The 13,748-nt window shown below is 45.6% G+C and carries 16 protein-coding genes; 2 read left to right on the forward strand and 14 right to left on the reverse strand.

Annotated features, from left to right (window positions below):
- Positions 1-146 precede the first annotated feature (146 nt).
- Positions 147-1,352: a purine nucleoside transporter PunC gene (gene punC / locus R7R78_RS22955; protein WP_005378946.1), complete on the forward strand. Its 1,206-nt coding sequence runs from the start codon at positions 147-149 to the stop codon at positions 1,350-1,352.
- Positions 1,353-1,396: 44 nt separating this feature from the next.
- Here the strand turns inward: punC and R7R78_RS22960 are convergent, their stop codons facing one another.
- Positions 1,397-2,173 (reverse strand): transporter substrate-binding domain-containing protein, encoded by a 777-nt coding sequence (locus tag R7R78_RS22960; RefSeq protein ID WP_225474276.1) that lies wholly within the window; start codon positions 2,171-2,173, stop codon positions 1,397-1,399.
- Between the two features lie 115 nt (positions 2,174-2,288).
- Here R7R78_RS22960 and R7R78_RS22965 point away from each other — a divergent pair, with 115 nt between their 5' ends.
- On the forward strand, positions 2,289-3,029 hold the full coding sequence (locus tag R7R78_RS22965) for an amino acid ABC transporter permease (RefSeq protein WP_225474277.1): 741 nt from the start codon (positions 2,289-2,291) through the stop codon (positions 3,027-3,029).
- Between the two features lie 80 nt (positions 3,030-3,109).
- Here the strand turns inward: R7R78_RS22965 and glmU are convergent, their stop codons facing one another.
- The 13 genes from glmU to R7R78_RS23030 all read right to left on the reverse strand — a co-directional run.
- Positions 3,110-4,471: a bifunctional UDP-N-acetylglucosamine diphosphorylase/glucosamine-1-phosphate N-acetyltransferase GlmU gene (gene glmU, locus R7R78_RS22970; RefSeq protein WP_225474278.1), complete on the reverse strand. Its 1,362-nt coding sequence runs from the start codon at positions 4,469-4,471 to the stop codon at positions 3,110-3,112.
- 149 nt (positions 4,472-4,620) lie between these two features.
- Complete coding sequence (locus tag R7R78_RS22975; RefSeq protein ID WP_005378937.1) at positions 4,621-5,043, reverse strand: F0F1 ATP synthase subunit epsilon; 423 nt, start codon at positions 5,041-5,043, stop codon at positions 4,621-4,623.
- Positions 5,044-5,061: 18 nt separating this feature from the next.
- A complete protein-coding gene (gene atpD, locus R7R78_RS22980; RefSeq protein ID WP_005383849.1) occupies positions 5,062-6,465 on the reverse strand; it encodes a F0F1 ATP synthase subunit beta in 1,404 nt (467 codons plus the stop codon).
- Between the two features lie 35 nt (positions 6,466-6,500).
- Positions 6,501-7,367, reverse strand: coding sequence for a F0F1 ATP synthase subunit gamma (gene atpG / locus R7R78_RS22985; protein ID WP_005378932.1), 867 nt, complete (start codon positions 7,365-7,367; stop codon positions 6,501-6,503).
- A gap of 44 nt (positions 7,368-7,411) precedes the next feature.
- Entirely contained in the window at positions 7,412-8,953 is a 1,542-nt protein-coding gene (gene atpA, locus R7R78_RS22990; RefSeq protein WP_005378931.1) for a F0F1 ATP synthase subunit alpha, read from the reverse strand.
- Positions 8,954-8,966: 13 nt separating this feature from the next.
- A complete protein-coding gene (atpH, locus tag R7R78_RS22995) occupies positions 8,967-9,500 on the reverse strand; it encodes a F0F1 ATP synthase subunit delta (RefSeq protein ID WP_017635596.1) in 534 nt (177 codons plus the stop codon).
- A gap of 14 nt (positions 9,501-9,514) precedes the next feature.
- Entirely contained in the window at positions 9,515-9,985 is a 471-nt protein-coding gene (gene atpF / locus R7R78_RS23000; RefSeq protein WP_005378929.1) for a F0F1 ATP synthase subunit B, read from the reverse strand.
- Between the two features lie 74 nt (positions 9,986-10,059).
- A complete protein-coding gene (atpE, locus tag R7R78_RS23005; RefSeq protein WP_002540812.1) occupies positions 10,060-10,314 on the reverse strand; it encodes a F0F1 ATP synthase subunit C in 255 nt (84 codons plus the stop codon).
- A gap of 57 nt (positions 10,315-10,371) precedes the next feature.
- Positions 10,372-11,184 carry a F0F1 ATP synthase subunit A gene (atpB, locus tag R7R78_RS23010; protein ID WP_005378922.1) on the reverse strand — a complete coding sequence of 271 codons (813 nt, stop codon included), beginning with the start codon at positions 11,182-11,184 and terminating at the stop codon, positions 10,372-10,374.
- An 8-nt stretch (positions 11,185-11,192) separates the two neighbouring features.
- Positions 11,193-11,582: a F0F1 ATP synthase subunit I gene (locus R7R78_RS23015; RefSeq protein ID WP_005378921.1), complete on the reverse strand. Its 390-nt coding sequence runs from the start codon at positions 11,580-11,582 to the stop codon at positions 11,193-11,195.
- 189 nt (positions 11,583-11,771) lie between these two features.
- Entirely contained in the window at positions 11,772-12,653 is an 882-nt protein-coding gene (locus R7R78_RS23020) for a ParB/RepB/Spo0J family partition protein (protein ID WP_005383840.1), read from the reverse strand.
- A 24-nt stretch (positions 12,654-12,677) separates the two neighbouring features.
- Complete coding sequence (locus tag R7R78_RS23025; protein ID WP_005383838.1) at positions 12,678-13,451, reverse strand: ParA family protein; 774 nt, start codon at positions 13,449-13,451, stop codon at positions 12,678-12,680.
- 10 nt (positions 13,452-13,461) lie between these two features.
- Positions 13,462-13,748 (reverse strand): 16S rRNA (guanine(527)-N(7))-methyltransferase RsmG (locus R7R78_RS23030; RefSeq protein WP_225474279.1); only part of this gene is annotated, 287 nt, incomplete at its 5' end.

Genomic DNA, 13,748 nt, shown 5'->3' on the forward strand with positions numbered 1-13,748 from the left:
ACCTTTCAAAAAATTTGATTGATAACCAACAATTTTAGCGTTTTATTTTCTCAAAATCGAAAAATAGAATAATAAGGTAAATAAATCAGGGTTGGCGCCAACTGATGTTGATTAAAAAATGATTAAATAATTTGACTGGTTGAATCATGAAAATCTCAAAACTACAGCTCATTTATCTGGCAGCATTATCGATGCTTGGCTTCGTTGCTACCGATATGTATCTGCCAGCATTCAAAGCGATGGAAATCGACTTTGCAACAGGCCCTGAGCAAATTGCGCTCTCTTTAACGGTATTCCTCGTTGGTATGGCGATTGGCCAACTAATGTGGGGATTGGCATCCGATAAATTTGGCCATCGTAATACACTCGCAGCCGGGTTGGTGTTATTTACTATCGCGTCATTCGGTTTGGCTTTCTGTGATCAAGTATGGCAACTACTCACACTGCGCTTTATCCAAGCTATCGGTGTGTGTGCACCAGCCGTGATCTGGCAGGCTATGGTCATTAAGCGCTACTCAAGCAGTAGCCAACAAATTTTTGCGACAATCATGCCACTCGTCGCGCTATCACCAGCACTAGCACCTCAATTAGGGGTTGTGTTGGCAGATAACTTCGGCTGGCACAGTATCTTTATTACGCTAACACTGGTTGGTGTCTTTTTGGTCTTTGCGACCATGGCACAAAAAGACGAGAAAGCAGAAATCAAACAAACCAGTATGTCTGCCGACATCAAAGCGCTGCTGAGTTCTAAAAAATACCTTGGCAACGTGTTTATGTTTGCGACGGCTTCAGCAGCATTCTTTGCTTACCTAACAGGGATGCCAGAAATCATGGCGCAACTGGGCTACGAAGCAAAAGATATTGGTTTGAGCTTTATCCCACAAACTATCGCGTTTATGGCTGGTGGCTACTTAGGTAAAGTAGGCGTTCGAAAATTTGGTGATGAAAAGGTTCTGCGCCAACTGATTGGCCTATTTAGTGTCGCGGCATTAATGATTTTCATTGCTTCACAGTGGGAGCTGTCATCGATTTGGCCTATTCTTGCGCCATTCTGTTTGATTGCCGTTGCTAACGGCGCGCTGTACCCAATCGTGGTAAACCGTGCACTGGCCAGCGCACAACAGAGCCCTGCAACAGCAGCAGGTCTGCAAAACAGCCTGCAAATCTGTGTAAGTAGCTTCTCAAGTGCATTGGTAGCCGCAATGGCAAGCCAAGCTCAGATGGTTACTGGCATCGCAATCATCATCTGTATGGGTGGGCTGTGGATGGGATACATTCTGTCGAATCGCGAATTATCCAAGCACTTTACGACTCCTGACAACGCCCGAGTCGTGAGTGAAGACGAACTTTAATCGTTCAGATAATAAAAAGAGCCGCGCAATGCGGCTCTTTCTGTTTATAAGCTTTTCAACCCCCATTTCTTGGCAGTCTGCTTAAAAAAGCCTTGAGTCTTTTTCAACTCTACCCAGTGATTGATGTAATTAATCCATACTTGATCGTCTTGCGGCAACAACATAGCAATTGGGGTTGGTTTACGCAGTGCGGTCACTGGCACTATTGCCAACTGTTTAAACTTGTCCACCAACGTCGCTGCTTCCACATTGGACGTCACCGATACATCGGCCCTGCGAGCTAGTAGTTCTTGGAAGTCGCGCGCTGGCGCTTCAATAACAATATGCTGAGCAGACGGGAAGAACTCTTTCACCATTTTTTCTTGTACCGTACCTAACGTCGCCGCGACTTTTACTTCTGGTTTATTAAAATCCGCCCAATCAGAGAATTTGGCGAGATCTTTCTTTTGCACCACAGGTACAAAGGCAAGGTAGAAATATGGCTGGCTATATCCAGCTACTTTCGCGCGAGACATGTTCAGAGATGCGCTGCCAGTAATATCGTATTTGTTGGCGGTAATGCCATTAACTAGCGTCTTCCAATCCGTGGGAACATACTCCACTTTTACACCGAGATCTTTAGCAAGTTCTGTTGTTACATCGATATCGAAGCCACGATAACTGTTTGTCGCAGGGTCTTTCATCGTCATCGGATTCCAATCTCCCGTCGTTCCAACTCGGAGTACGCCATTGTCTAAAATGGATTGAAGACGGCTTTCAGCGTGAGCGACTTGAGTCGCAGCAAGCAAACACATTCCTAGCACTAGTAAAATCTTTCTCATTTTTATTCCCTTAAAAATAATGACCTTATACGGTTTAATAATTAACCTTTATTAGAGCTCTACTGATAACATAGCAGCAACAAAGGAAGTTTTTTAGTTAATTCAGGGAGTAAATGTGACGTTTCGAACTCTATGGCTGTTTTCATTGCTATTACTCACTGGTTGTTCAGATTATCAATGGGGCTGGTATGTACTTGACCCTTCGACGGATCAAGGGCTCACCAATCTAAAGTTTTTAATCGCTGGGTTTAATGACACCATTCAGGTATCACTCCTCAGTATGTTATTTGCGATGAGCTTGGGCCTGTTCGTTGCGTTACCCGCTCTGTCGGACTCTGCCTCTCTGAAGTGGATAAACCGTATTTATGTCGAGGTGATCCGTTCAGTGCCAGTTTTAGTCTTACTACTTTGGGTGTATTACGGCATGCCTACGCTATTGGATGTCTCACTCAATCACTTTTGGGCGGGTGTTATTGCACTGACTATCGCTGAGAGCGCGTTTATGGCGGAAGTATTTCGCGGTGGAATACAAGCTATCAGCCGTGGCCAGCATGAAGCGGCTGAATCTTTGGGCTTAAGCTATTGGCAAAAGATGCGCTTGGTAATTCTTCCCCAAGCGTTTCGGCAAATTCTCCCACCACTGGGCAATCAATTCGTCTACATCCTCAAGATGAGTTCTTTAGTCAGTGTGATTGGTTTAAGCGATCTCACTCGCCGTGCTAATGAGCTGGTGGTGAATGAGTACTTACCCCTAGAAATTTATACCTTCCTCGTTTTGGAGTACTTGTTGCTCATCCTATTTGTATCTCAAGCCGTTCGTTGGCTCGAAAAACGTATTGCCATTCCTAGCTACTAGCGATGAAGCCTTAGCTAGAAACAACAAAGCCGCTCTTGTTGAGCGGCTTTGACAATATAGAGACAGAGTGTAGGTAATGCTTATTTTTGTTTTACAGGACGCTGCCAGCCAGTAATTTTGCGCTCTTTGACGCGAGTAATTACTAACTCACCTTCTTCAACATCTTTTGTTAGTGTCGTGCCTGCACCGATGGTTGCGCCATCAGCGATAGTGACAGGCGCCACCAGCTGGCTATCAGAACCAACAAAAACATCATTACCGATGATGGTTTTAAACTTGTTCGCACCATCGTAGTTACAAGTGATAGTACCTGCGCCGATGTTAGTACGTTGACCGATCTCTGCATCACCTAAGTAAGTTAGGTGGTTCGCTTTTGAACCTTCTCCGATGCGCGCATTTTTCACTTCAACGAAGTTACCCACATGGGAATCGTTACGCATTTCAGCACCAGGACGAAGGCGAGTAAATGGACCAACCGTACATTCTTCACCAACCGTTGCACCTTCAATCACACTGTAAGGGCGAACGATGGTGTTGTCGTCGATTTCACAATCTTTCAGTACACAACCCGCACCGATAACCACGTTATCACCCAGTGAAACTTTACCTTCGATGATAACATTCACGTCGATTTCACAGTCCATACCGCACTGTAACTCACCACGCAAATCAAAGCGTGCTGGATCGCGTAGCATGACACCTTGCTCTAGTAGTTTCTGAGCTTGCATTGACTGGAAAGCACGCTCTAGACGAGCAAGCTGTGCGCGGTCGTTGACCCCTTCCACCTCAATGGCATTGACTGGGTGTACTGCCTCAACGGCACGACCTTCATCGTGTGCAGCTGCAATAACGTCAGTTAGGTAGTATTCGCCTTGTGCGTTGTTGTTGTTTAAGCCAGACAACCAACGCTTAAGATCCCCACCAGTCGCAACCATCACGCCAGTGTTGATCTCTTTAATTTGTTTTTGTTCTTCTGTTGCATCTTTTTGCTCAACGATCGCAACAACAGGACCATTCTTACGGATAATACGACCGTAGCCTGTCGGGTTATCAAGCATAACGGTGAGCAGAGCAATACCGCCAGTTGGCTGTGCATCTAATAGGTTTTCAATCGTTTCAGCTGAAATCAGTGGAACATCACCGTAAAGCACGAGGATTTTTTCATCGTCTTCAAAGCGAGGAGATGCTTGATCAACCGCATGACCTGTACCTAGTTGCTCCGCTTGCAGTACCCAGTTTACAGGCTCTTCTGCTAGCGTTTGCTGCATTTGATCACCACCGTGACCATATACTAAGTGGATGTTTTGTGCGCCAAGACCTGTACATGTATCGATAACATGTTTTGCCATTGGCTTCCCTGCCAAAGTGTGTAGCACTTTAGGCATGTTCGAATGCATACGGGTACCTTTACCCGCAGCAAGGATCACAGCACTGAATTTCATTAATAACCTATTGACGTTCTATTTTAATTGGGCGTTATTTTAAACACCTTGGAAGGATTAGTTAATGGTGGGATGTAAATTTCCAACTAAAATTAATCAAAAAGGCGACCAATTGGCCGCCTTTTTTCATGCAACGTTGCTAATTGAGCTTAGCGACGCTTTTTTGTCAGCTCGATAACTCGTAGCTGAGCAATGGCTTTAGCCAGTTCACTGGCCGCTTGTGCGAAGTCCATGTCACCATGCTGATTCTGGATTTGCTCCTCAGCGCGGCGTTTGGCTTCTTCTGCCTTCGCTGCGTCTAGCTCTTCACCACGGATAGCTGTATCAGCTAGTACAGTCGCTGTACCAGGCTGAATCTCTACCATACCACCAGAAACATAAATAATTTCTTCGTGGCCGTGCTGTTTCACAATACGCACCATACCAGGCTTGATAGCGGTCAGCAGCGGTGTGTGACCATGGAAAATACCAAGTTCACCTTCGCTACCGGTCACCTGAAACGTTTCAACACGACCAGAGAAGATTTTCTTCTCAGCGCTTACTACGTCTAGGTGAAAGGTTATTGCTGCCATATCGCCTCCTAGTTAGCCTTATAGCTTCTTCGCATTCTCAATAGCATCGTCGATGCTACCGCAGTACATAAATGCCTGCTCAGGAATGTCGTCGTATTCACCAGCTAGTAGACCTTTAAAGCCACGTAGAGTCTCTTTTAGAGGTACGTAAATACCAGGGTCACCTGTAAATACTTCTGCTACGTGGTAAGGCTGAGTTAGGAAACGCTCAATCTTACGTGCACGAGATACAACTTGCTTATCTTCTTCAGATAGCTCGTCCATACCTAGGATAGCAATGATATCTTTCAGCTCTTTGTAGCGCTGAAGAGTCTGCTGAACACCACGAGCAACTTCGTAGTGATCTTGACCAACGACTAGTGGATCAAGCATACGAGATGTTGAATCTAGCGGGTCGATCGCAGGGTATAGACCCATTGCAGCGATGTTACGGTTAAGTACAACCGTTGCATCCAAGTGCGCGAACGTTGTTGCTGGAGACGGGTCAGTCAAGTCATCCGCTGGTACGTATACCGCCTGTACAGACGTGATAGAACCTGATTTCGTTGACGTGATACGCTCCTGAAGTACACCCATCTCTTCTGCAAGAGTTGGCTGGTAACCTACCGCAGAAGGCATACGACCTAGTAGTGCTGATACCTCTGTACCTGCAAGTGTGTAACGGTAGATGTTATCAATGAACAGTAGTACGTCACGACCTTCGTCACGGAAACGCTCTGCCATTGTTAGACCAGTCAGTGCAACACGTAGACGGTTACCTGGTGGCTCGTTCATCTGACCGTAAACCATCGCTACTTTTGATTCTTCAGGCTTCTCAACGTTTACAACGCCCGCTTCCTGCATCTCGTAGTAGAAATCGTTACCTTCACGAGTACGCTCACCAACACCAGCAAATACTGATAGACCTGAGTGCTGTAGTGCGATGTTGTTGATAAGTTCCATCATGTTAACGGTCTTACCTACACCAGCACCACCGAATAGACCGATTTTACCACCCTTAGCGAATGGACAAATTAGGTCGATTACTTTAACGCCCGTTTCTAGAAGTGCAATTTCGTTTGATTGCTCTTCGTAGCTTGGTGCACTACGGTGGATAGAGTAAACCTCTTCCGCACCCACTTCACCACGCTCGTCAATCGCGTCACCTAGGACGTTCATGATACGACCTAGAGTTTTAGTACCTACTGGTACTGAAATTGGAGCGCCAGTGTTAACCACTTCTACTCCACGACGTAAACCATCAGAGCTACCCATTACGATACAACGAACTACGCCACCGCCTAGCTGTTGTTGAACTTCAAGAACTAGACGCTCTTTTGAGTCCGTTACGTTTAGAGCGTCATATACACTAGGTACATTGCTCTGTGGGAACTCTACGTCGACTACCGCACCGATGATCTGTACGATCTTACCTGTAGCCATCGTTAATCCTCTAAACTATTTCGTTTTACCTAAGCTTAAACCGCAGCTGCACCACCAACGATTTCTGATAGTTCTTGTGTAATCGCAGCCTGACGGGCTTTGTTGTACACAAGTTCCAAATCGTCAATCAAACTGGTTGCGTTATCCGTTGCAGCCTTCATCGCAATCATTCGAGCCGCTTGCTCACAAGCAAGGTTCTCAACCACACCTTGGTATACCTGAGACTCTACGTAACGCACTAATAGCGTATCCAGTAGAGGTTTTGGTTCAGGCTCATAGATGTAGTCCCATGAATGCTCACGCTGCATCTCTTCGCTGTCCGATTTAGGCAAAGGTAGCAATTGATCGATCGTTGGTTGCTGAACCATAGTATTAACAAACTTGTTGAATACTACATATAGACGGTCCAGTTCACCTTCATCGTATTTCTTCAGCATTACGCCAACAGAGCCGATTAGGTCTTGTAGGCTTGGATTATCTCCAAGACCAGAAACCTGTGCCGCAACTTTTGCGCCACCATGTTTAAAGAAAGCTGTTGCTTTTGAGCCAACAACGGCTAGCTCAATCTCAGCACCTTTCTCTCTCCATGCTTGCATGTCTGTAACGGCTTTTTTGAACACGTTAATGTTCAAACCACCACACAGACCACGGTCTGTCGAAACGATGATGTAACCAACACGTTTAGCTTCACGCTCTTCTAGGTACGGATGACGGTACTCTAGGTTTGCGTTAGCCACATGACCGATCACTTTACGCATTGTTTCAGCGTATGGACGAGAAGCTTCCATTGCATCTTGAGAACGACGCATTTTTGAAGCTGCTACCATTTCCATCGCTTTCGTAATTTTCTGAGTGCTTTTAACACTACCGATTTTATTACGTATCTCTTTTGCGCCGGCCATCGTTACTCTCCGTTAGTTGGTGGCAGAAACTGCCACCGACCTAATTACCAAGTTTGGGTTGCTTTGAAGTCGTCAGTCAGTTTCTTCAACTGAGCTTCGATTTCATCGTTGTAAGCGCCAGACTTGTCGATCTCAGCTGCTAGTTCAGCGTATTGACCGCGAGCGTACGATAGTAGAGCCGCCTCGAAATCTAGAACTTTGTTAAGTTCTACATCATCAAGGTAACCGCGCTCTGCCGCGAAGATAGTTAGAGCTTGGTCAAATACAGACATTGGAGCGTACTGCTTCTGCTTCATTAGTTCTGTAACTTTTTGACCATGGTCTAGCTGTTTCTTCGTTGCGTCATCAAGGTCAGAAGAGAACTGAGCAAATGCCGCTAGTTCACGGTATGCAGCTAGTGCTGTACGGATACCACCTGATAGTTTCTTGATGATTTTCGTCTGAGCTGAACCACCTACACGAGATACTGAGATACCAGGGTCAACAGCAGGACGAACACCAGCGTTGAATAGCTCAGTTTGTAGGAAGATCTGACCATCGGTAATCGAGATTACGTTAGTCGGTACGAATGCTGAAACGTCACCTGCTTGAGTTTCGATGATAGGAAGAGCAGTCAAAGAACCAGTCTTACCTTTCACTTCACCGTTAGTGAAACGCTCTACGTACTCTTCGTTTACACGAGCTGCACGCTCTAGTAGACGCGAGTGTAAGTAGAATACGTCACCTGGGAATGCCTCACGGCCTGGTGGACGTTTAAGTAGTAGAGAGATCTGACGGTAAGCTACCGCTTGCTTAGATAGATCATCGTAAACAATCAGTGCGTCTTCACCGCGATCGCGGAAGTATTCACCCATCGCACAACCTGCGTAAGGCGCTAGGTATTGAAGCGCTGCAGATTCAGAAGCTGATGCAACTACAACGATAGTATTTTGTAGTGCGCCGTGCTCTTCTAGTTTGCGAACAACGTTAGCGATAGTCGATGCTTTCTGACCGATTGCTACGTAGATAGAGAAAATACCAGAGTCTTTCTGGTTGATGATCGCGTCGATCGCCAGTGCTGTTTTACCAATCTGACGGTCACCGATGATAAGCTCACGCTGACCACGACCGATTGGGATCATTGAGTCAACTGACTTATAACCAGTTTGCACAGGTTGGTCTACCGATTTACGGTCGATTACACCTGGTGCGATCACTTCTACAGGCGAAGTCATTTTCGCTTCGATTGGACCTTTACCATCGATAGGCTCACCCAGCGTGTTTACTACGCGGCCTAGTAGTTCTGGACCAACTGGCACTTCAAGAATGCGGCCAGTACCTGTAACTTTCATGCCTTCCTTAAGGTCAGCATATGGGCCCATTACAACCGCACCAACCGAGTCACGCTCAAGGTTAAGTGCCAGTGCATAACGGCCACCCGGTAATTCAATCATTTCACCTTGCATCACGTCCGCTAGGCCGTGGATGCGGATGATACCATCGCTTACCGATACGATAGTACCCTCGTTGCGAGCTTCACTAACAACTTCGAAAGATTCGATACGTTGTTTGATCAGATCGCTAATTTCCGTGGAATTAAGTTGCATGCTCCAATCCCCATTAAGACTGCAATGCATCGCTCAGGCGGTTCAAACGACCACGCGCTGAGTCATCGATGACTAGGTCTCCGGCTCGAATAATAACCCCACCAAGTAGGGTCTCATCTACACTGCAATTCAGCTTCACTTTGCGTTCAAGACGCTTTTCAAGTTTGCTGCCAATGTTTGCAAGTTGTTCATCAGAAAGCTCTGTTGCTGAAATTACTTCAACATCAATTTCTTTCTCATGTTCTTTTTTCAGAGTAAAAAACTCCGTGCAAACATCAGGAAGGGCCGCTAAACGACCATTCTCAGCCATTACCTTCAAAAGGTTTTGACCGTGCGCATCAACTTGTTCGCCGCAAACTGCAACAAAAATTTCTGCCATTTTGTCAGCAGAAACCGAACCCGTTAGTAGTTCGTTCATTTGTTCGTTTTTGGCCACTTCAGCAGCAAAAGATAACATTTGGCCCCATTGGTCCAACTGGTCTTTCTCTAAAGCAAAGTCGAAGGCTGCTTTAGCATAGGGGCGTGCGATAGTAGTCAAATCAGACATATGCGCCCCCAGACTTAAAGTTTTGCAGTAATGTTGTCGAGAATATCTTTTTGCGCATCTTTATCGATAGAACGCTCAAGGATTTTCTCAGCACCAGCTACAGCCAGAGTAGCAACTTGTTTGCGCAGCTCATCGCGTGCACGATTGCGTTCAGCTTCAAGTTCTGCTTCTGCTTGCGCTAGGATTTTCTGGCGTTCTGCCTGAGCTTCCTCGCGAGCTTCATCAAGAATTTGAGACTTACGCTTGTTCGCTTGTTCGATGATCTCAGTTGCTGTGCGCTTCGCTTCTTTCAATTGATCAGAAGCGTTGGCTTGTGCTAGATCCAAGTCTTTCGCAGCACGTTCTGCTGCTTGAAGACCATCAGCAATTTTCTTCTGACGCTCTTCGATCGCTTGCATCAATGGTGGCCATACATACTTCATGCAGAACCACACAAATAGTGCGAACGAGATTGCTTGACCTAGCAGAGTTGCGTTTATGTTCACAACAGCTACCCCTCTATTTGGACTTAGTGTTAATCAGTGACAAGCGATAATCGCCCGTCCCGAGTTAAAGGTGATTAACCTAGTTGACCAACGAATGGGTTTGCGAAAGTGAATAGTAGCGCGATTACGATACCGATCATTGGAACCGCATCAAGTAGACCCGCGATGATGAACATCTTAACTTGTAGCATAGGAGCCATTTCTGGTTGACGTGCAGCACCTTCTAGGAATTTACCACCTAGCAGTGCGAAACCAATCGCTGTACCAAGAGAAGCAAGACCGACGATAATACCTACGGCGATTGCAGAAAAGCTCAGTAAAGTTTCCATTACTATCTCCAATTTATAGTTGTTGGCTTAGTGCCCAAATAAAAAGCTTTAAAAAAATTAATGATCAGGATCTTCGTGTGCCATTGACAGGTAAACAATTGTCAACATCATGAATACGAAGGCTTGAATCGTAATAACCAAGATATGGAAGATTGCCCACGGTAGTGAACCCATCCATTGTAAGTACCATGGTAGCATTGCCGCACAAAGAATGAATACAACCTCACCCGCGAACATGTTACCGAATAGACGCATACCAAGTGATAGAGGTTTCGCTAATAGCGATACCACTTCAATTAGTAGGTTAAACGGAATCATCAGTGGGTGATTGAATGGATGTAGTGCAAGTTCTTTTGCGAATCCACCTAGACCTTTTACTTTGATGCTGTAGTAAATCATCAATGCAAAAACGCCTAGAGCCATAGCCATGGTGATATTCACATCAGCAGACGGTACAACCTTAAGGTAAGGAATACCTAGCCAATGCTCTGCTGGGTATGGTAAGAAGTCGATAGGAACTAAGTCCATCACGTTCATCAAAAATACCCAACAAAAGATAGTCAGTGCTAAAGGCGCGATCAGTGGGTTGCGTCCATGGAACGTGTCTTTGACGTTATCGGCGACAAATTCAACGATCATTTCTACAGCACACTGAAGCTTACCCGGTACACCCGCTGTTGTTCTCTTTGCTACTTTGTAAAAAATTCCGAGGAAAATTAAACCAGTAAACCAAGAAAAAAACAGGCTATCGATATGTACGTTCCAGAAACTTGTCTCCGACCCTACTAAACCCAACTTGTATAGCGATAGGTTAGAAAGGTGGTGGGCAATGTAACCGGACGATGTTAGCGCTTCACCTGGCGCAGCCATAACTCATCCTATTTTTTGTTGTTAATGAATAGCACTGGTGCACAGATATTAATACCTAGTACCAGCAAATAGGTTAGTTTGAGGGGAACAAGTTCCACCTGCATATACATGTAGGCAACATAGAACAGTGCAACCGTGATGAGAATTTTCAGTACTTCACCCGTATAGAAGGAAGCAGCGATGCGCTTGGCAGCGCGAGCTCCACTAAACATGAAAGCACACAGCGCGAATACTGCATTGGCAACAACAAAAATGCCTCCGCCAATCAGCGCTGAAAATCCCCAGTCAGGATTTATGGCTACCGCCATTCCTGCTGCCACAAAAATAACCGCGCCAGACTGGATCATTAACAATTGCCTTGCGAGCTCTCGTCCTGGTCTAGCTAACGCAGCTACCATGTATTCGTACCTCTAGTAATATCCACTTCGCACTTAACTCTCTGTGCTGGGAAATTGGCGAAAATTATACGTTCAGTTCAACGTAAAGCAATTCGATTGCATCAAAAACTTACAGTTTTGTTTACAAAACGACAACTTTCGCACAAAATTCGATTAATTAGATTAATTGACCTAAATCAATTATCTCATCTAGGCCTCAAGCTTGGCAATTAGTTGGTCCAATTTGTGAGGCTCATCAAGACTTATCGTCAATTTCGCTTTTCCGTTTGCAGAACGGGTAAGAGAAACTTTTGCATCAAGCAGCTGACTCAATTTATGCGACATTTGCTCGGCTTCGGTATCCTCTTGTTGACCTTTTTGCTCATTTTGTGGGGCTAAGCACTTTTTTACTAACTGTTCGGTTTGGCGAACAGTCATTTGCTTCTTAGCCACTTGTTGAGCTACTTCGACTTGCTGTTCGCCTTCTAACGCTAACAGAGCTCGAGCATGACCCATTTCCAATTTTTTATCTGCAACCAGACCTTTTACATCAACTTCCAACTGATTCAGACGTAATAGGTTACTCACCGTCGTTCTTGATTTACCAATCACATCGGCCACTTGCTGATGTGTCAGCGTGAATTCATCTTGTAGACGTTCAAGCGCTTGGGCTTCCTCAATCACATTCAAGTCTTCACGTTGAATGTTTTCAATCAACGCCATGGCGATGGCGGCACGATCTTCAACTTTTTTCACCAAACACGGCACGCGTTTTAAACCCGCCTGCCTTGCAGCACGCCAGCGGCGCTCACCTGCGATGATCTCAAACTGACCATTTTCGACCTGGCGAACCACGATTGGTTGAATAATGCCTTGTGATTGAATCGAAGCCGCTAGTTCTTCTAGCGCTTCAGGCGCCATATCTTTACGCGGTTGGTATACGCCCGGCTGCAATTGACCAATCGCTAAATCGGTTAACTCACCGTCTGCCGATAATTCTTGGCTATGCGATGCAATATGCTGTTTTTCACGAGCAAACGAACTGGTCGACAATAACGCATCCAGTCCTTTTCCGAGACCACGCTTAGACATGGGATTGAATTCCTTAGGTTAGAGTTAAACTGGGATTTCTTCGCGGCGGAGCATTTCGCCCGCTAAAGCAAGATACGCTTTGGCACCTGCGGAGTACTTATCGTAGTACATTGCTGGCTTACCGTGACTTGGCGCTTCAGCCAAACGAACATTACGCGGAATGACAGTACGGTAAACTTTATTCCCAAAGTGTTTTTTAAGTTGATCGGATACTTCATTAGATAAGCGGTTGCGTGGGTCGTACATGGTACGCAATAAACCTTCGATTTTTAGGTTTTCATTCACAACAGCCGCTAACTTGCTGATTGTATCCATAAGAGCAGTTAAACCTTCTAACGCAAAGTATTCACATTGCATCGGCACCAGCACAGAGTCAGCTGCCGCCATCGCATTGATTGTAAGAAGGTTTAGAGAAGGAGGACAATCAATAAAGATGAAATCATAGTTATCGCGAACTGACGACAATGCATTTTTTAGACGCACTTCACGAGCGAAAACTTCCATCAATTTGATTTCTGCCGCGGTCACGTCTCCGTTCGCCGCGATCAAATCATACTTCCCTGTTGTTTGGGTACAAACGACTTGATCGAACGGTGTATCTTCAACCAAAAGATCGTATGCGGTGGCGTCGACCATATACTTATCCACGCCACTGGCCATCGTAGCATTGCCTTGCGGGTCGAGATCGATCACCAAAACCTTGCGCTTTGTTGCCGCCATCGAAGCCGCTAAGTTAATGCACGTTGTTGTTTTGCCGACCCCACCTTTCTGGTTGGCGATTGCTACAATTTTACCCACGATTACCTCGCTAATTTTCCTTGCGCGATAAGATTACTAGATGACGATCACCTTCCAACTCAGGAACAGCCAAAGATATGATCTCTGTCACACTGCACCATTCAGGAAGCTGATCCATTTCATCTTTAGGGTGCTGTCCTTTCAGCGCTAGAAACACCCCGAGCTCTTGTTTCGGCAAATGGTGGCACCATTCCACCATGTCTGTCATTGAAGCAAAAGCTCGACTCAAAACGCCATCAAATTTTTCTTCAGGTTGGAATTCTTCGACGCGACTTTGAATTGGTGTCACGTTTTTCA

This window comes from Vibrio sp. 2134-1 (assembly GCF_033339495.1).

Excerpts from the sequence above, each read along its gene's own strand:
- punC (WP_005378946.1), top strand. The coding sequence starts at position 147 with ATGAAAATCTCAAAACTACAGCTCATTTATCTGGCAGCATTATCGATG.
- R7R78_RS22960 (WP_225474276.1), bottom strand. The coding sequence starts at position 2,173 with ATGAGAAAGATTTTACTAGTGCTAGGAATGTGTTTGCTTGCTGCGACT.
- glmU (WP_225474278.1), bottom strand. The coding sequence starts at position 4,471 with ATGAAATTCAGTGCTGTGATCCTTGCTGCGGGTAAAGGTACCCGTATG.
- R7R78_RS22975 (WP_005378937.1), bottom strand. The coding sequence starts at position 5,043 with ATGGCAGCAATAACCTTTCACCTAGACGTAGTAAGCGCTGAGAAGAAA.
- atpD (WP_005383849.1), bottom strand. The coding sequence starts at position 6,465 with ATGGCTACAGGTAAGATCGTACAGATCATCGGTGCGGTAGTCGACGTA.
- atpG (WP_005378932.1), bottom strand. The coding sequence starts at position 7,367 with ATGGCCGGCGCAAAAGAGATACGTAATAAAATCGGTAGTGTTAAAAGC.
- atpA (WP_005378931.1), bottom strand. The coding sequence starts at position 8,953 with ATGCAACTTAATTCCACGGAAATTAGCGATCTGATCAAACAACGTATC.
- atpH (WP_017635596.1), bottom strand. The coding sequence starts at position 9,500 with ATGTCTGATTTGACTACTATCGCACGCCCCTATGCTAAAGCAGCCTTC.
- atpE (WP_002540812.1), bottom strand. The coding sequence starts at position 10,314 with ATGGAAACTTTACTGAGCTTTTCTGCAATCGCCGTAGGTATTATCGTC.
- atpB (WP_005378922.1), bottom strand. The coding sequence starts at position 11,184 with ATGGCTGCGCCAGGTGAAGCGCTAACATCGTCCGGTTACATTGCCCAC.
- R7R78_RS23015 (WP_005378921.1), bottom strand. The coding sequence starts at position 11,582 with ATGGTAGCTGCGTTAGCTAGACCAGGACGAGAGCTCGCAAGGCAATTG.
- R7R78_RS23020 (WP_005383840.1), bottom strand. The coding sequence starts at position 12,653 with ATGTCTAAGCGTGGTCTCGGAAAAGGACTGGATGCGTTATTGTCGACC.